19 protein-coding genes are annotated in these 16,584 nt (G+C 60.8%); 13 read left to right on the forward strand and 6 right to left on the reverse strand.

The features are described 5' to 3' along the window. Nucleotides 1-241 precede the first annotated feature (241 nt). From ACP7EG_RS24260 to ACP7EG_RS24270, 3 genes are all read right to left on the reverse strand, one after another. Entirely contained in the window at nucleotides 242-616 is a 375-nt protein-coding gene (locus ACP7EG_RS24260; RefSeq protein WP_070260005.1) for a hypothetical protein, read from the reverse strand. Between the two features lie 1,189 nt (nucleotides 617-1,805). Next, nucleotides 1,806-2,762, reverse strand: coding sequence for a diguanylate cyclase domain-containing protein (locus tag ACP7EG_RS24265; protein ID WP_426089804.1), 957 nt, complete (start codon nucleotides 2,760-2,762; stop codon nucleotides 1,806-1,808). Nucleotides 2,763-3,289: 527 nt separating this feature from the next. Next, nucleotides 3,290-3,706 (reverse strand): hypothetical protein, encoded by a 417-nt coding sequence (locus tag ACP7EG_RS24270; RefSeq protein ID WP_426089633.1) that lies wholly within the window; start codon nucleotides 3,704-3,706, stop codon nucleotides 3,290-3,292. Nucleotides 3,707-4,104: 398 nt separating this feature from the next. Here ACP7EG_RS24270 and ACP7EG_RS24275 point away from each other — a divergent pair, with 398 nt between their 5' ends. The 7 genes from ACP7EG_RS24275 to phaP all read left to right on the forward strand — a co-directional run bounded on the left by ACP7EG_RS24275 (nucleotide 4,105) and on the right by phaP (nucleotide 9,282). Then, complete coding sequence (locus tag ACP7EG_RS24275) at nucleotides 4,105-4,572, forward strand: SRPBCC family protein (protein WP_426089634.1); 468 nt, start codon at nucleotides 4,105-4,107, stop codon at nucleotides 4,570-4,572. 153 nt (nucleotides 4,573-4,725) lie between these two features. Next, nucleotides 4,726-5,619 carry a creatininase family protein gene (locus tag ACP7EG_RS24280; protein ID WP_426089805.1) on the forward strand — a complete coding sequence of 298 codons (894 nt, stop codon included), beginning with the start codon at nucleotides 4,726-4,728 and terminating at the stop codon, nucleotides 5,617-5,619. A 57-nt stretch (nucleotides 5,620-5,676) separates the two neighbouring features. After that, a complete protein-coding gene (locus ACP7EG_RS24285; RefSeq protein WP_426089635.1) occupies nucleotides 5,677-6,945 on the forward strand; it encodes a hypothetical protein in 1,269 nt (422 codons plus the stop codon). 13 nt (nucleotides 6,946-6,958) lie between these two features. Beyond that, the gene (locus tag ACP7EG_RS24290) at nucleotides 6,959-7,564 is read left to right on the forward strand and encodes a pyridoxamine 5'-phosphate oxidase family protein (protein WP_426089636.1); all 606 of its coding nucleotides are present in this window, start codon (nucleotides 6,959-6,961) and stop codon (nucleotides 7,562-7,564) included. A gap of 71 nt (nucleotides 7,565-7,635) precedes the next feature. Further along, nucleotides 7,636-8,007, forward strand: coding sequence for a VOC family protein (locus tag ACP7EG_RS24295; RefSeq protein WP_426089637.1), 372 nt, complete (start codon nucleotides 7,636-7,638; stop codon nucleotides 8,005-8,007). 27 nt (nucleotides 8,008-8,034) lie between these two features. Beyond that, on the forward strand, nucleotides 8,035-8,370 hold the full coding sequence (locus ACP7EG_RS24300) for a hypothetical protein (protein ID WP_071078049.1): 336 nt from the start codon (nucleotides 8,035-8,037) through the stop codon (nucleotides 8,368-8,370). 273 nt (nucleotides 8,371-8,643) lie between these two features. Continuing rightward, a complete protein-coding gene (phaP, locus tag ACP7EG_RS24305; RefSeq protein ID WP_426089638.1) occupies nucleotides 8,644-9,282 on the forward strand; it encodes a TIGR01841 family phasin in 639 nt (212 codons plus the stop codon). 118 nt (nucleotides 9,283-9,400) lie between these two features. On the opposite strand, the gene ACP7EG_RS24310 is transcribed toward phaP, so the two are convergent. Both ACP7EG_RS24310 and ACP7EG_RS24315 read right to left on the reverse strand, forming a co-directional pair. Beyond that, complete coding sequence (locus tag ACP7EG_RS24310) at nucleotides 9,401-10,360, reverse strand: alpha/beta hydrolase (protein WP_426089639.1); 960 nt, start codon at nucleotides 10,358-10,360, stop codon at nucleotides 9,401-9,403. Nucleotides 10,361-10,466: 106 nt separating this feature from the next. Then, nucleotides 10,467-11,357 carry a LysR family transcriptional regulator ArgP gene (locus tag ACP7EG_RS24315; RefSeq protein WP_426089640.1) on the reverse strand — a complete coding sequence of 297 codons (891 nt, stop codon included), beginning with the start codon at nucleotides 11,355-11,357 and terminating at the stop codon, nucleotides 10,467-10,469. A gap of 204 nt (nucleotides 11,358-11,561) precedes the next feature. Between ACP7EG_RS24315 and ACP7EG_RS24320 the strand changes: the two genes are divergently transcribed. Then, nucleotides 11,562-12,167 carry a LysE/ArgO family amino acid transporter gene (locus ACP7EG_RS24320; RefSeq protein ID WP_034785705.1) on the forward strand — a complete coding sequence of 202 codons (606 nt, stop codon included), beginning with the start codon at nucleotides 11,562-11,564 and terminating at the stop codon, nucleotides 12,165-12,167. On the opposite strand, the gene ACP7EG_RS24325 is transcribed toward ACP7EG_RS24320, so the two are convergent. Next, nucleotides 12,168-13,598, reverse strand: a complete 1,431-nt coding sequence (locus tag ACP7EG_RS24325) for a coniferyl aldehyde dehydrogenase (RefSeq protein ID WP_426089641.1) — start codon at nucleotides 13,596-13,598, stop codon at nucleotides 12,168-12,170. Between the two features lie 130 nt (nucleotides 13,599-13,728). Here ACP7EG_RS24325 and trxC point away from each other — a divergent pair, with 130 nt between their 5' ends. The 5 genes from trxC to ACP7EG_RS24350 all read left to right on the forward strand — a co-directional run bounded on the left by trxC (nucleotide 13,729) and on the right by ACP7EG_RS24350 (nucleotide 16,516). Further along, nucleotides 13,729-14,181 carry a thioredoxin TrxC gene (trxC, locus tag ACP7EG_RS24330; RefSeq protein WP_426089642.1) on the forward strand — a complete coding sequence of 151 codons (453 nt, stop codon included), beginning with the start codon at nucleotides 13,729-13,731 and terminating at the stop codon, nucleotides 14,179-14,181. A 70-nt stretch (nucleotides 14,182-14,251) separates the two neighbouring features. Beyond that, nucleotides 14,252-14,761: a MarR family winged helix-turn-helix transcriptional regulator gene (locus ACP7EG_RS24335; protein ID WP_426089807.1), complete on the forward strand. Its 510-nt coding sequence runs from the start codon at nucleotides 14,252-14,254 to the stop codon at nucleotides 14,759-14,761. Then, nucleotides 14,758-15,504 carry a HEAT repeat domain-containing protein gene (locus ACP7EG_RS24340; RefSeq protein WP_426089643.1) on the forward strand — a complete coding sequence of 249 codons (747 nt, stop codon included), beginning with the start codon at nucleotides 14,758-14,760 and terminating at the stop codon, nucleotides 15,502-15,504. Before ACP7EG_RS24335 ends, ACP7EG_RS24340 begins: the two co-directional genes overlap by 4 nt. A gap of 24 nt (nucleotides 15,505-15,528) precedes the next feature. Further along, nucleotides 15,529-15,864, forward strand: coding sequence for a DUF6616 family protein (locus ACP7EG_RS24345; protein ID WP_426089644.1), 336 nt, complete (start codon nucleotides 15,529-15,531; stop codon nucleotides 15,862-15,864). Between the two features lie 61 nt (nucleotides 15,865-15,925). Next, nucleotides 15,926-16,516: a DUF1287 domain-containing protein gene (locus ACP7EG_RS24350; RefSeq protein ID WP_426089645.1), complete on the forward strand. Its 591-nt coding sequence runs from the start codon at nucleotides 15,926-15,928 to the stop codon at nucleotides 16,514-16,516. Nucleotides 16,517-16,584 lie beyond the last annotated feature (68 nt).

The raw sequence follows: 16,584 nt of genomic DNA on the forward strand, positions 1-16,584 counted from the left end.
GCAAGAGCAACTCGATGCAGTAGCCAGAAGACTCAACGAGCGCCCCAGGAAGACGCTACACTACCAAACACCGGCTCAACGATTTGAACAGTGTGTTGCGTTGACCGATTGAATCCGCACCCCAAAGCAGACATTCATGACACGACCGTTAACTTCCACCCAAGAGGACACGCAAGACAGGGCTCACTTGGCGGAAGCGCTGGCACAGATGGAGTGGCTTCTTGGCTGCGGAACCGGCTTACTACCACGGTTCAAACTCCAGCCCCGCGTAGCGTTCATGGTTTGCACCGATGGCGAATGCCTTTTCAATCCACGCTGAGCTTTCACCGATCGTTATAACTACAGTAAATGACCCTCCCCGAGCGGGTACTGGAAAGTCCACTGCTACGATCTGCAAGAAACGTGCGTCGTCTACATCGTCAGGTATTCCGTCAATGAAAAAAAACTGAACAGTGTAGTCCTCCTCATCGATTAGCCCGAAGAAATTGCCTTGAACGCCCCTGCCATCTGCCCAGTGATTGAGCGCTTCGTTAAGCGTTAAATCGCGCGCTGCGGATGATTCCACAACGTCTTCCAGGTCCTGCCAGTATGCTTTCATTGTATGAGCCATCATCATCCTTTTCGTGTCGCTTGAGGTCCAACGCGGTAGCACATCGCAGCTCTAGCTGGGCGCGGTCACTGTCCGCTCCTGGCCTATTGTGTTGAAAATGTCGAGCGGCAACCATTTCGGGATGTCTCAGACCTCCGAGCAGTCGGTGATCGTTCAATAGCGGCGGTTCTGGCCAGTCGAGGCTGGCAGGATTTCTATCTAAACATCACCGTACCCGCGTTTTTCAACACAATAGGCCCAATGCGGACTGCCATTCCCTGGCTGCAAATTGATGCGGCCCAGGAACGCGATTAGAAGACCACAAGCGTCCCATCAGGCAACAGACCACATGGCCAATTGCCTTCGTGATAAATCATCAAAGCGTCAAGCCAAAAATTAGGTTGGGCACTCAAGACTTCCAAGGTAGCCATCCGCACACAATAGATTGCCGAATCTTTTGCGGCTTGTGTGAAGTCGTTCGCCCCAGAGAAAATCGTCCTGTCGGGTACCACCCTCAATGATTTCAAGGCCAACTTGTAGGACTCCAAGACTTCTTGCTGGTACCCAGTTCCATTGTCCTTCAAGATGGTCCTGAGGTGCTCTCCATGGATCGGGTCGGGTTGATCGCGGGAGCTGGGCAGCCAGTCCATATCTGAAGCAATTTTTGCTAAGCTAGTGTCTAACTCCGCTGGGAAGCGTGGCCTGTCCCAGGCACTCAAATTCGGGAGAGCTATTTGGCCTTCGCTAGGTTGATAGCTACCTAGTGCGCTGAACCACTGGGCGTTAACGACTGCATGTCTTATTCTGTCCATTAATCAAGCAGCCTCTTAAGTCCAAGCATTTTCTACAAGGCCTGCTCCCGCAGCGATAGAGTCATGCTCTGCGCTTACGTGACAGGCCGATTTTGGCCGGTTGCCGCCGTAGGCGGGGGCCGCCCCTTGGCGGACGTAGCAGTCGAAGCGCGTTAAAACGGGACTAAAAGCCACCAAGCCTCGCCCCGTGTCATAGCTTGCCCGAAGCAGGAGTGCGTTTACGCTCTGGTAAGCTGTATCCTTTCCCCGTTCCATAAAACTCATCATGGACAACCGGCTTAAAACGGCACTTCCCACGAGCACTCGCTCCTTCTTAATATGGAGGTCCGCTTCTGGCCGGTTGCCATCATCGGCAGCTTCCGCCCCAAAGAGGAGGTTCGGTTTGTGAGCACTGTCGTGGAAGCTTACGACTCGACGTCGCATATACGGTCGCGCCCCCCGGACTTGGCCTGATAAAGACGGCGGTCTATTCTATCGAGAAAAACATGGGGGTCAACCAGGGCGCTGGGCAAGATAGTGCCGACGCCCATGCTGACAGTGACTAAGCGACCAACGCCGGAACGTGCATGCTCGATTTCCTTGCGCGCCAGCAGCTTGCGACAGCGCTCGGCCACGTTGCGGGCTGCTCCCTCGTCCGTGGCTGGCAGAAGCAGCACAAACTCCTCGCCGCCCAGGCGGGCGCATAGGTCGCGCGAACGTGAAGCGCCCTCATCCATTGCCTGGGCCACTCGACGCAAACAGTCGTCACCTTGCATGTGGCCATAATGATCGTTGTACTGTTTGAAATAATCTATGTCGATCACGATCAGCGACAGCGGTTCGCCAGTGGCACGCGCCTTGGCCCATTCGATCGCGTACAGCGTGTCGAACATGCGGCGGTTTGCAACGCCTGTCAGGCTGTCGCGGTAGGTGAGCACTTCCAGTTCGCGCTGCAACTGGAGGATCTTGTCCTCGGCCTGCTTACGCTCGGTAATGTCGAACATGAAGCCAACCAGCGATTCGACGCTGCCGTCCTGGCGACGCACCACGTGCACGACGTCTCGGATCCAAAGCTGTTCGCCGTCGGCCGTTAGCGCCCGATAGTCGGCTTCGTGATCGAGGCCCATCTGCGACTGTGCGACACAAAAATCGACTGTCTTCTTGCGATCCTCTTCATGGATGCGTTCGGCCCAGTCGTTTACGGACAGCCAACTTGACTGTTTCCAGCCGAGCAACTCCTCAATTTGGGGGCCAATGTAAGTAAAGCGCATAGTGGCCCAGTCGATTCGCCACGGAATTGCGCGGGTCGACTCCAGCAATGTTCGATAGACACCTGAATCGTCGCAGGCGACGGTGGAAGAATCGAGAGTAGGGGTAGTCATCATGAATGAATGTGAGAAGGAAGGTATTGTGTACTGGATGTCCTGTATGGCCGGTTGCCGTCGTTGGCAGGCCCGCCCCATGACAGGCTTTACTGACTGTTTGCAACAGTCATCCAGCCACAGCTTATGAGCAGCTCAGCAGTGTCTAGTGAATTCGTGGCAATTTACACATCCAGCCGCATCGTCACTGTCGACAATACCAGCAACTGAAGCAAAGCGGGAAACAAAGCTCGTGGTATCGGCTGCATGAACTTCCATTGCAAGCTCTTCGTCGCTGAGGCCAACGCAGATTTATTGCTCCCTACGCAAGAAAATAGTAGCGATAACGCCAAGGAAAAAAATCCTTGCATGAACCGGTACAACTTCAGGCGCAAAGGTGCAAGCAAAGAAGATTAACGAGAAAAAATAGAGAAATGCGGAAAAGTTTCTGTCCCAGCTGAAGCTGTATTTCATACTCCATAATTTTTATCATGGGTTTTAGTTACTCAGGTTTCGCTTCAACGGCTGCTCCTGGCCGAACGCTGCCTTTAATCATAGGCTATTCGCTGCCCCACCTCGTATGCATTTTCATGGCAATAAAACAGGATAAGTGACGTGTCGTTCGAATAGACCATCGCGTCGTCACGTGAAGGGACAAAAATATCCGACCAATTTTCGATCAGGAACACACTGCTGCATAAAAAACAGTCGTCTTCTCCAAACACCACTACGACTTGCTGAATTCCCGGCAAACGCGCACGTAACCAGCTGGTCGCGATGGCCACATCATTGCCGAATGCGAAGCGCTCGATGGAGTCAACGGTGTTCACGTCCAGGCCGAGATGCGTCTTCGAGTCATGAAGGCCCACTAAATGATATGCACGGCCGGCACCCTCGGCATTCAGCCAAACGATATCCGCTGAGTGGTGATTTAGCTCCTGAACCCTCCAATGTGTTGCGTTCATAGTCTCTCAAAATCCAAGGCGTTCATGGCCGGCATTTTTAGGGCAGCATCGTGCCCAGGTGTGACATACATGCCTGCTCACTTGCATACCGATTACACCTGGCTTAAAACAAGGCTGTCGTCATGACCAGATTCTGTCTGCGACAAGCATAAGCAGAATCTAATTACATTTATATGATAAAAAAACAGTGTATCCTACGATCCCGGCAGCTATGTTTTTGTCGATGCAAGGGAAAAATAACTGTGTTTGTTTCTGCCAGAGGAAGATCCTTTGCTTGGCGCAATTATCATGGATATTCTGCATGATAAATGCTATGCCGCTGACCAATACCCAGGCACTGCGCGATGCCGGATAGCTAGCGCAGTTACTTTTATCACAATGATAGGGAGATCCCCCAATTGGCGCATATCGAAGAAAGCATCCACATTGCAGTCCCGCCCACGGTCATCGATCAAATCTGGAGCGAAGTCGACCGATGGCACTTGTGGGATCCGGATACAAAGCAAGCCCGGCTCAATGGGCCATTCGCAGCGGGAACACAGGGCAGGATAGTGCCGAACAAGGGGATGGGTATTCCGATGCTGGTTACCGAGCGCACCGCAGGCCGCTCGTTCACCGTCGAGGGCTATATCCCCCTGTTCCGCATCCACTTCGAGCACACGGTTGCCGCAGTAGATGGCGGAGCGGAAGTCGTTCACCGCGTGTGGTTCACTGGAGCGCTTGCCTTTCTGTTCGGACCAGGCGTTGCCAAACAAGTCCGGCTAGGGCTACCCAAAACGATGCGCTCGCTCAAGGCCTATGCCGAGAAACGCCACGCGGCTCTCCATGATGGCGAGGTGGACTGGGCCAAGGCGACAACAGTCTGACAGATAGTTTCCCCTCGTCAATTCCTTGCAAAGCACCGCGTCAAATTAACGTGCCCTTCCCGTCATGATGGAATACAATTCCTGCGTGGCAGCCAGCTTGCCTGGCAAGGCCGGGCACGGCGTCACGCTTTGACCTTGGAAAGATGTTTGCTTATGACTCTGCAGTTCCCCCTGCCGAATGTATCCCTTGCGCCGCGCGCGCCCTCCATTCTGTCCAAGCCATTCGGCTCCCTGTTTTCCTTGACCCTGTTCTGCCTGATTCCTGCCGCGTCCGCTCTGGCGGCCGCGCCTGCCAGCAGCAGCGTCATGCTGGAAGAGCTGACGAGCACGGAGTTGCGCAGCCGTATCGACCACGGCGCCACCACCGTGCTGGTGCCGATCGGCGGCGTCGAGCAGAGCGGGCCGTATATTGCGCTGGGCAAGCACAATGTGCGCGCCGCTCTGTTGGCGCGCCAGATTGCGCAAAAGCTGGGCAACACCATCGTCGCGCCCGTCGTGTCCTACGTGCCGGAAGGCGCGATTTCTCCGCCGGCCGGCCACATGCGCTTTGCCGGCACGATTTCGATACCGCCAGCCGCCTTCGAGGCCGTGCTGGAAGGGGCAGCCGCCAGTTTGCGCCAGCATGGTTTCCGCGACATCATTTTCCTCGGTGATCACGGTGGTTACCAGAAGAACGAGCAGAATGTGGCGAATAAGCTCAATCGGGCCTGGGGCAAAGCTTCCACGGCGAAAGATGCGCGTGCGTATGCCTTGCTCGATTACTATGACATCACGCAATCGCAATATATTGCCGAGCTGCAGAAGCGCGGCCACAGCAGCGCCGAGATCGGCCTGCATGCAGGCTTGGCGGACGCGGCGCTGATGCTGGCGACGGACCCGTCGCTGGTGCGCAGCGAGGCCATGGCCCACGGGCCCAAGCCTGGTGTGGCGGACGGCGTGCGCGGCGACGCCACGCGTGCCACGACTGAACTGGGCCAGATCGGCATCAAGCTGCAGGTGGATACGTCGGTGGCCGCCATCAAGCAATTGCTGCAACGTAACAAGTAAATTCTCCGCCGGCAGTACTGAACTCCCGGCTTTTGCAACGAAACGACGCGAAATCACATGAAAAAATCTCAACGACGCACCATCGTCACCTTGTCCGCCCTGGCTGCCGCTCTGGCCGGCCTGGGTGTGGCCAGCCAGGTCATCGGCGCCAGCACGCCGGTCCCCGCCGCCGCGCCGGCTGCCGCCTATTCGCCGCTGCCGGGCATGCCGCCGCTGGTGGACCCGAAAAACGTGTATGGCAGTATCGCCAGCAGCAATATGAGCCCCGTCGTCAAGGATCACTTGCGCAGAGTCTACGTGCCCAACCTGCGCTCGAATGATGTGTACGTGATCGACCAAGACAGCCTGAAAGTGGTCGACAAGTTCAAGGTCGGCAGCGGCCCGCAGCACGTGGTGCCGTCGTGGGACTTGCGCACGCTGTGGGTGGCGAACAATGCCGAACGCACGGACAAGGGCAGTCTGACGCCGGTCGACCCCTTGACGGGCAAGCCGGGCAAGGAAGTGCCCGTCGATGATCCCTATAATATGTACTTCACGCCGGACGGCAAGTCGGCCATCGTCGTGGCCGAAGCGCGCCACCGCCTCGATTTCCGCGATCCGAAGACCATGGCGGTACAGTATTCGATCGACACGCCTCAGTGCGGCGGCATCAACCATGCGGATTTCTCGAATGACGGCCGCTACGCCATGTTTACCTGCGAATTCGACGGCACCATCGCCAAGATCGACCTGGTGGGGCGCAAGGTCGACGGCTACCTGAAATTGCAGATGCCGGCCAAGCGCTTTGCCGAGTCCGGCCCCGTGGGCGGCCCCGCGAATGAAATTTGCAGCGTCAAGAAGGGCATGCCGCAAGACATACGCATCTCGCCGGACGGCAAGAAATTCTTTATCGCCGACATGGACGCCGACGGCGTGCACATCGTCGATGGCGCCACCCTGAAGGAAATCGGCTTCATCCAGACGGGCGTGGGCGCGCATGGCTTGTACCCGAGCCGTGACGGCAAGAAACTGTACGTGGCCAACCGCGGCACGCACCGCATCCATGGCAAGCGCAATGGCAAGGGCAGCGTCAGCGTGATCGATTTCGCCACCGAAAAAGTGGTGGCGAACTGGCCGATTCCCGGCGGCGGCAGCCCCGACATGGGCAATGTGAGCGCCGATGGCAAGTATCTGTGGCTGTCCGGCCGTTTCGACGATGTGGTGTATCGCATCGATACGAACAGTGGCGACGTCTCGAAAGTGAAAGTCGGCCAGGAACCGCACGGCCTGACCGTGTGGCCACAGCCGGGCCGCTATTCGCTCGGACATACGGGCAACTTGCGCTAGGCAGGGGAAGCGCATGGAAATCGATTCGCTGGAGCAACTGCGCGCGCATTATCCGCCCGCGCAGGGGAGGGCGCTGAGCAAGCAGCTCGACCATCTCGACCCGCATTGCATCGCCTTTATCGGGCTATCGCCGTTCGTCGTGCTGGCCACGGGCGGGGCTGGCGGCCAGCTCGACGCCTCGCCGCGCGGCGGCGCGCCAGGTTTCGTACACGTGCTCGATGCCCATACCTTGCTGCTGCCCGATGCCAAGGGCAATAACCGCCTCGACAGTTTCAGCAATATTGCCGAGACGGGCAGGGCGGGGCTGCTGTTCATGATCCCCGGCGTCGATGAAACCTTGCGCGTAAATGGCGAGGCCAGTCTCAGCGACGATCCGGCGCTGCTGGCGCACTTTGCCGCCGAACGCAACCCGCCACGCATGGTCATGCGCCTGCGCGTAGCCGAGGCTTACTTGCACTGCGCCAAGGCCCTCATGCGTGCGCGGCTGTGGGACAGCGCGGCGCAAGTCGAACGCTGCGTCTTGCCGACGATGGGCCAGATGATCGCGGAGCAGACGGGCGGCAGCGGGCCGCAGGAAACGCAGGCGCAGATGGTCGCCCGCTACGCGCCGGATCTGTAGTTTTGCTTGCCTAAAAGGCAATATTGGCGCATGCTGCGCTTCCTGTCCCCTTACCTGCGAGGAGCACCATCATGATTCTTGATCACATCGGTTTGAATGTCAGCGATGCCCAGGCCAGCAAGGCCTTCTTTTCGGCCGCCCTGGCGCCCCTGGGCGTGTCGGTGGTGATGGAAGAGCAGGGCTGGGTTGGCCTGGGCAAGGATGGCAAGCCCGATTTCTGGTTTGGCGTGGGCGGCACGCCGCATGCCGGCATGCATCTCGCCTTCACGGCGGACAACCGTGCCCAGGTGGACGCGTTTTACCAGGCCGCGCTGGCAGCGGGCGGCAAGGATAACGGCGCCCCCGGCATCCGCGCCATGTATCACCCGAATTACTACGGCGCCTTCGTGCTGGGGCCGGACGGTCACAATGTCGAAGCCGTCTGCCACCATCCCGAACCCTGACACCGTTCATTACCAGAAGAGAGCAGCATGAAGCAAAGCGCCACCCTGTTTGCCGACGATGCGGGCCGCTATGCCTACGTGAAAGCGGGATTTTCCTGGCCTGCCCTGTTGCTGGGCTCGTTCTGGGCCGTGGCCAAGCGCCGCTGGTGGCTATTGCTGCTCATGCTGGCGATGGATGTCTGCCTGTGGTTTGGCAGTCATCTGGCCACCGAACTGCACATCGGTCCGATGATGTTGCTGATGGCCGCCGCGGAGCTCAGTTACCTGCTGGCACGTGGCTGGTATGGCAACCGCTGGCTGGAAGCCTCGCTGCGCAGCCATGGCTACAAGCCCGTCGTGCCGGGCACCGGCGCCGCGCGTTGAGCGTGTCTGGCACAGATTTTCCTTCCTGTCACTGACGTTTGCCAAGAGCAAGCTGTCCAGCCAAAACTTTCTGCGCAGCTTAGCGCACCTTTGATCCAGATCATGTCTCACCTGCGGTGCTCACGTAGCCTTGGGACTCGCGTTGCAAAGCATCTTCCCACCAATCGGATATGTTTTTTCGCGTTTCGTGGCGTAACTCGGTCGTCTGCTTCACCGTTCGACAACCGGTGGTGTCGCCTGTATTTACCCAACCGCTATTTAATGAGGAACTCCATGTATCCATATTCCCGTAGTGTTACCCCAGCCGTCAAAAACCACCTGGAAGCGCAACTGGCTTTTTTCAATGGTCTGTCGAAGTCCTTGTTCCAGTCGGTGCAGCACTTCAGTGACCTGAACATGCAGCTGGCGCAAGGCTTGCTGGAAGAAACCACTGTCACCAGCCAGAACCTGCTGACGCTCGAGCGCGCTGAAGATGTGTTTCAGGTGGCTGCCGTAGCGGGCCAGCCAGCCGCCGAGCAACTGCGCAAGTACCAGCAACAGCTGTCGCGTCTGGCCGCCGATACGCAGGTCGAACTGGCCAATGTGGCCGAGCAGCATGTGAATGAAACGAGCCGTACTGCCAAGGCCCTGGCCGAAGAAGTGGCCCGCACGGCTGCGGAAGAAACGCAGAAAAACGCGCGCAAGCAGCAGGAAGTCATGCAGCGCGTCGCCGAACCATTCCAGGCCAACCATCAAAATGGTAGCAACCGCGACCAGCAGCGCGGTGCGCACAGCCGTGACGGCCAAAGCCTGCAAAGCGCCAGCCAGCAGGGTAGCCAGCAGTCGGCCGGCAGCGAAAGCTCCGCCAGCGGCAGCGCATCGCAAGCGGGCTCCGCACAAAGCAAAACCAGCAGCGCCAGCCGTAAAGACTAAGCGCACTGTTGCCGGTAGCTGAATGCCAGCTGAATTCGCATCGCAAGGGCCGAGCCTTGGGATAGGCTCTTGGCTGGCGCAGCATCGTGCGTAGTGGTCCGGGCAGAGCGCCCGTCCTTCAGGGGGCGGGCGTTTTGTCGTGGGCGCGCGCGACGGCAGCCTGCATGCCCGCGCCCATCTTACGTGTCAGCATGGTATCCACATTGCTGTTGGCGTCGATAAAGGCGCTCACGGCGTCCAGCGTGGGGGCCAGCATGCGCAGGGGGCTGGCCAGCGAGGCGACCAGGGTGGTATGGCTGACCTTGTCGAAATACACTTCCGTCACGGGCCGGTGCAGTGCCCGCAAGGCCATGGCCAGGCCACCCGTATTGCGCTGCGGATTGACCAGCTTGTCTTGTCCGGGCAAGGGGGCGATCAGCAGGGCGGGCGGGGCCTCGGCCGTCACGTGATGGATGGGCTGCGAAGCGGCGGGCGTGTCCGGGTAAAAGAAGACGGGCCGGGTGGTGGTGTTTTCGATCGGCAGGAAATCATACGGACCGGCCAAGCCTATCCAGCCGCGCAAGTCGTGCGGGTGCATGCCGTGGCGCGCCAGCAGGCTGGCGTCGAGCGCCACCATTGCCGCATTGTAGGCACCGGCGCTATGGCCCATGACGAACAGGCGGGCGGGGTCGCCGCCATGGCGGCTCGATTCCATCGCGGCCCAGGCCACGGCGCGGGCGGCATCCTGCAAAATTTCCGGGTAGTGCACCTCCGGATATAGCCGGTAGTCGGCGATCACGGCCAGGTAGCCGCGCGCAGCGAGCGCGTGGCCAACGAAGGCATAGTCGGCGCGCTCGCCCTCCGTCCAGTTGCCGCCATAAAAGAACACCACCACGGGTACGGGCCCCGTGCGGATTTTGGGGGCGTACACATCGAGTTTTTGCCGTGGCAGGGGGCCGTAGGCCAGGCCCCGCGTCACTAGCGAGGCACTGCCGGACGACAGGGCATTGATGGCGCTCAAGGGTGAGCAGGCGGCCAGGCTGGCGGCGAGCGGGATGGTCGTCAGCAAACCGAGCAATATGGTGCGCAGGGTCGTCATGCCAGCTCCTGATGGTGATGGATCATGCTTGTAGTGTAGGCCAGGCAGGGCAGGGCGCACATGGGGAAGTTGCAATCTGGCGCAGGTAACTGTTGCATGTTTTATTTCAATCTTGTAGCAGCCATTTGCGTGCCGTGGCGATGACGGCGTCCGACAAGGTGCGCGTGAGGGGTGTCTGGATATCCCAGGCATGCCAGGTCAGGGGCACGTCGAGCGCCTGCCCGGCTGCCACGTCGACCAGCCTGCCGGTGGCCAGTGCCGTTTCCGCCTGCAGCAAAGGCACCATGCCGTAGGCATAGCCCGCTTCGATGAAGCGCACGAAGTCGCGCGCCGAACCGAGCACATGGTGCGGATAGCGGCCCGTGTAGCCGAGGCGGTGCTGCAGATAGCGCTCGTGCAGGGCATCCTTGCTGCCAAACGTGATGGCCGGTGCCTGGCTGACGGCTTGCACCGTAAAACCATGGGGAAACCATTGCTGCGCGAACGCGGGCGACGCCACGCACAGGTAGCGCATGCCGCCCAACGGCGTGGCCGTGGTGCCGGCCACCAGGTCGTTGGCGCTGCTGACGCAGGCAAACACGCGGCCTTCGCGCAGCTGGCTCAGGGTGTGGTCCTGGTCGTCGAGGCGGATATCGAGCAGGCAGGACGGCGGCGAGAGTAGCGGCCCCAGCGCTTCCGGGATCCACGTGGCGGCGCTGTCGGCGTTGACGGCGATGGCCAGCTCTGGCAATTGCGTGGTGGGGCCGGGCTGGGCGTCGAGCGCCGCTTCGAGCAGCTTGACTTGCCGGTAATGGGCGATCAGGCGCTGGCCCGCTTCCGTAGGCAGGGGCGGGTGGCTGCGGATGATCAACAAAGTGCCTTCCAGGTTTTCCAAGGTGCGGATGCGCTGCGACACGGCCGGCTGGCTAATCGCCAGCGCCTGCGCGGCCTTTTCAAAGCTGCCCAGGCCGATCACGGCGTCGAGGGCGGCCAATCCACGGTAATCGACGACGCGCATAAGATTCTCTTATATATGGTTAGAATCATTCATTATACTTATATTTACTTTTTCTTTACACTATTGAAATAGGGTAACAACTCCACTCTCTCGCGCGGTCCTCCTGGTTCCGCACCACCCTCCACCTACCTCTGATGACTTTGCCGTTGCCGGCAGAGCGTGGGCGGCCGTGCGCGTGATGGAAAGCAATAGAAAGGAATCGATATGGACAGCGCAATTTTCTTGAAAGGCATGGGGCTCGGAGCGAGCCTGATCGTGGCCATCGGCACGCAGAACGCATTCTTGCTCAAGCAGGGGCTGAAGCGCCATTACGTGCTCACCTGCATCCTGGTCTGCCTGGTGTGCGACGCCATCCTGATCACGGCCGGCGTGGCCGGCATGGGCACTTTCATTGCCGACAATCCTAATTTCCTGTTGTGGGCCAAGGCTGGTGGCGCGACCTTCCTCATCGCGTATGGCTTGCGCGCGGCCAAGTCGGCCTGGCGCCCAACGGCCCTGACGGTGTCGGCGGCCAAGTCGCCTGAAGGCTACTGGGCCGTGATCGGTGCGGCGCTGGCGTTCAGCCTGCTGAACCCGCACGCCTTCCTCGACACGGTCATCTTGCTCGGCTCGATCGGCGGCCAGCATGAAGGTGTGGGACGCTTCTACTTCGCCGGCGGCGCCATCATGGCTTCGGCCCTGTGGTTCTTCCTGCTGGGCTTTGGCGCCCGCTACCTGGCGCCCGTGTTCGCCAAGCCCATGGCCTGGCGCGTGCTCGACGGCATTATCGCCCTCGTCATGTGGGCCATCGCCGCCTCGCTGTTCCTGTAATCAGCGGGTCAGAAAGGCCAGCACGCGGCTGGCCAGCTTGCCATACGGCGGCCACAGCAGTTTCAACGCGCTGTAGCGCGCCTGATAGAACACGGGGCGCAGCTTGCTGAAAGTGTGAAAACCTTCCACGCCGTGGTAGTGGCCCATGCCGGACTCGCCCACGCCGCCGAAGGGCAGATCGTGCTGGCCCACGTGGTACAGGGCGTCGTTGACGGACACGCCGCCCGACATCACCGTGTCGATCAGAAGCTGCACAGTCTGCTTATTGTTGCTGAACGGATAGATGGCCAGCGGGCGTGGCCCCGCATTGATGCTGCCGATCACCGTGTTCAGATCTGTATAGCCGCGCAGGGGCAGGATGGGGCCAAAGATTTCGCGCGTCAGCAGCAGGCTGTCTGCGGGCGCGTCGAGCACGATGTGCGGCGCGATCTTGCGCGTAGCGTGGTCCCAGGCCGGACCTGGCAGCAGCGAAATCACTTGCGCGCCCCGTGCGCGCGCTTCGTCGAGCGCCTGCAGCAAGCGCTCAAAGGCGGCCTCGTCAATGATGGAAGTGTAGTCGGGCGTATCGAGCCGCGGGTAGCGCGTGGGCATGATCTGGCGCGCATGCTCGACGAAGGCGGCGATGCTGGCCTCGGGTAGCCAGGCGTGGTCGACGCTGGTGCAGATCTGCCCCGCGTTGAGGTATTTGACAAACAAAATGCGTTCGGCCGCCGTGCGCACATCGAAATCGGCGCAGACGATGGCCGGCGCCTTGCCGCCCAGCTCCAGGGTGACGGGACACAGATTGCGCGCGGCCGCCGCCATGACGGCGCGGCCCGTCTGGCCGGAACCCGTAAACAGCAGGTGGTCGAACGGCAGTTGTGAAAAAGCGATGCCAACGCCGCCCGTCTCGTCGAAAAACTGCAATTTTTCCGGCGGAAAATAGGCGGGCATCTTCTCGATCAAGAGTTGCGCCAGGTGGCGCGAATTCTCGCTCATCTTGACCATGGCGCGGTTGCCGGCGGCGAAGATGTAAGTCAAAGGCACCAGGCTCAGGTTGACGGGGAAATTCCACGGCACGATGACGCCCACCACGCCCAGCGGCTGGGGCAGCACGCGGTTGCGGGCGCCAGGAAAATTGCGCCAGTCCACGCTGCGGCGCTGCGGCTTCATCCATTTTTTCAACTGTTTCAGTGCGTGATCGATCCCGTCGATGGCGGGGAATATCTCCGCCAGCAAGGTTTCGTGCCGGGAGCGGTTGCCATAATCGGCGCTGATCGCCTCGCATAGCGCGTCTTTATGGTCGCGGATGAAGCGCTGCAAGGTTTGCAGGTCGCGTTTGCGCTCGGCGAACGTGGGTATGGAATGGACCAGGCAGGCGGCACGCTGCAAGGCCAGGGCAGTAGCCAGCTCGGCGGTCTTCAGCTCCATGTTGTTTGCGACATCAGGCATGTTTCTCCTTGGCCGGCCGGGCAATACGCGCGCCGTTCCAGCGCACTATAGCGGACTATGCAGACAAGCGCCGCCGCACGATACGCCGTAAAATGTCCGGCAACTGTACGCTACCCTTTCCAGGAATGCCATGACCCCGACCACGCCAGACTCCCTGCACATCGTGTGCCCCCATTGCGACGCCGTCAACCGACTGCCGGCCGCCCGCTTGATTGAACAGCCCACTTGCGGCAAGTGCCAGAAAGATTTGTTTACGGGCCAGCCCGTGGACCTGGCCAGCGCCCGTTTCCTCAAGCATATCGAACGCAGCGACATTCCCGTGCTGGTGGATTTCTGGGCGCCCTGGTGCGGCCCGTGCCGCAGCATGGCGCCATTCTATGTGCAAGCCGCCAGGACACTGGAGCCGGCGTTTCGTGTCGTCAAGGTCAATACGGAAGCGTCGCCAGACCTGGGCAGCCGTTTCAATATCCGCAGCATTCCCACCCTGGCCCTGTTTCGCAAGGGCGTGGAAGTGGCGCGCCAGCCGGGCGCCATCGATGCCAATGCCATCATCGCGTGGGCAAGGGATAAAGCCCGTCTTTAAGGCTAGGGGAAAACCTTCACGATTTTTCATTTGACATGTAGTATGGCGCCATATTATATTGCGCCATATGATAAAGCTCGAACAAAAATACACGGCCCTGCTGGGTGACGTGCAGCGCCGCGCCATCGGTCTCGACATGACACAGTCCACGGCGCGCTTGCGCCTGTGCTTTGAAGTGCTGGGCCTGGCGTCCGCCATCGATGGCGATTGCGCCACGCGCCTGGGCCGGCATGGCTTGTCGGAAGGGAAATTTGTGCTGCTGTCCCTGCTGCGCGACGTGCCTGACGGACTCTCGCCGCACGCGCTGGCCGAGCGGGCCGGCGTGACGCGCGGCACCATCACGGGCTTGCTCGACGGCCTGGAGCGCGATGGTTTCCTGGCGCGCCACGCGGACCAGGTCGACCGGCGCAAGCTGCTGGTGCGCCTGAGCGCCAAGGGAGACACGGCCGCCGCGACCCTGGTCGATGAGCATGCGCAATGGATCGCCAGCCTGTTTGCCGATTTCACGCCGGACGAGATGCAATTATTGAGTGGACTGCTGGAAAAAGCCTGGCGCAAGACGGACCGAGGTTCTGCATGAGCCGTGGCATCGCCGACATCGCTCCCGCGCGCCTGGCCCTGCTGAATGGGGGCAGCGTGGCCAGCGCTACCCTGACGGAAGGGCTGGCCATCGATTTCGCCCAGCTGCTGGCTGCAGCCGTACCCGACATCGGTGCCGCCCGGCTGGACCGGATGCGTGCGCAGGCCGCAGCGGGCATCACCAAACGCATGGCGCTGGCGGCGCAGTTGCTGCTGGAGGCCGACGCCGACCCGGCTGTACTGCAAGCACACCCATCCGACACGGTACGTGGCTGGGCCTGCTTTGTCATCGCCGCCCAGGCTGGCTGGACCTTGCCGCAGCAGCTGGCCGCCATGCGGCCGCTGTCTGACGATGGCCACTTTGGCGTGCGCGAATGGGCCTGGCTGGCGCTGCGGCCCCGTCTGGCCGAGCATCTGCCTGACGCCATCGCGCTGCTGGCGCCGTGGACGGCGGACCCGTCGGAAAGAGTGCGCCGTTTTGCCTGCGAAGCGCTGCGCCCGCGCGGTGTGTGGTGCGCGCATATCGCCCAATTAAAGGAACAGCCGCAGCTGGCCTTGCCCCTGTTGCAGCCCCTGCGCGCCGACCCGGCCATCTACGTGCAGGATTCCGTGGCCAACTGGCTCAACGATGCGGCCAAGAGCCAGCCGGACTGGGTGCGCAGCCTGTGCGCGCAATGGCTACAAGAAAGTTCCAATGCCGCCACGGCACGCATTTGCAAGCGGGCCCAGCGCTCGCTGGCCTGATCATTCATCACCGAAGGAGAAAACATGCATTATCTGTTAGAACTGTACAGCCCGAAACCCGCCTGGCTGGCCCTCGATGGCGCCGCGCGCCAATCGTATTTCGCCACGGTGGGCGCCGGCATGGCAGCCTTGTCCGGCAGCGGCGCCGAAGCGCTGGCCATGGGCGCCATCGATGGCGGCAAGCTGCATGCGGCTGCCCAGCAATTCTATGCCGTCTGGCGCTTCCCGGACGAGGCGGCACTGGACGCCTTGCTGGCCGGCATCGCCGCCACGGGCTGGCATGATTACTTTGAGACCATCAATGCGGCGGGACCGGCCGTGGATTTCCCCGCGCACCTGGCGCAGTTGGCTGCGGCCTAGCGTCCGACGTTTTTCTTGCCGCTGCGGTAAAGTTGGCATTTACATTCAAGCCCCGACGTTGATGCCCATCAAACCGCTTTTCACCGTGATGCTTGCCCTGGCGCCCATGCTGGCGTCGGCAATCCCTGCCACCCCGCAAGCCCTCGTCGCCGCCGCCCGCAAGCAGGTGGGCGTGACCGTGCAGTACGATCCGCGCTATGAACGGCTGGCCTATCCGGGCGGCGACGTGCCGCTGGAGCGGGGTGTGTGCACGGACGTGGTCGTTCGGGCTTACCGCCAGCTGGGGCAGGACTTGCAGGTGCTGGTGCACGAAGACATGCGCAAGGCGTGGCAGGTGTACCAGCAGCAGGGGCGCTGGCAGATGAAGGGGCCGGACCGCAATATCGACCACCGCCGCGTGCCGAACCTGGGAACCTACTTTGCTCGCCACGGCACCAGCCTGCCTCCAGCCAAGGAAGCGAACGCTTACCGCGCGGGCGACATCGTCACCTGGCGCCTGCCGCGCAACCTCACGCACATCGGCATCGTCAGCGACAAGCAGTCGTGGAGCGGCGTGCCGCTGATCATCCACAACATCGGCGAAGGCGCGCGCGAGGAAAATATCTTATTCAGCTATCCGATCACGGGGCACTATCGCTGGCAACCGCGCTGAGAGCCTACCCCAGTAGGGAGCGTCTTCTGCTGGCAGCATCATCAGGAGCGCGGACAAGGCGTGAGAAG

This window comes from Janthinobacterium sp. PSPC1-1, assembly GCF_049897625.1.
In the GTDB taxonomy this organism is placed as follows: Bacteria; Pseudomonadota; Gammaproteobacteria; order Burkholderiales; family Burkholderiaceae_D; genus Janthinobacterium; species Janthinobacterium tructae.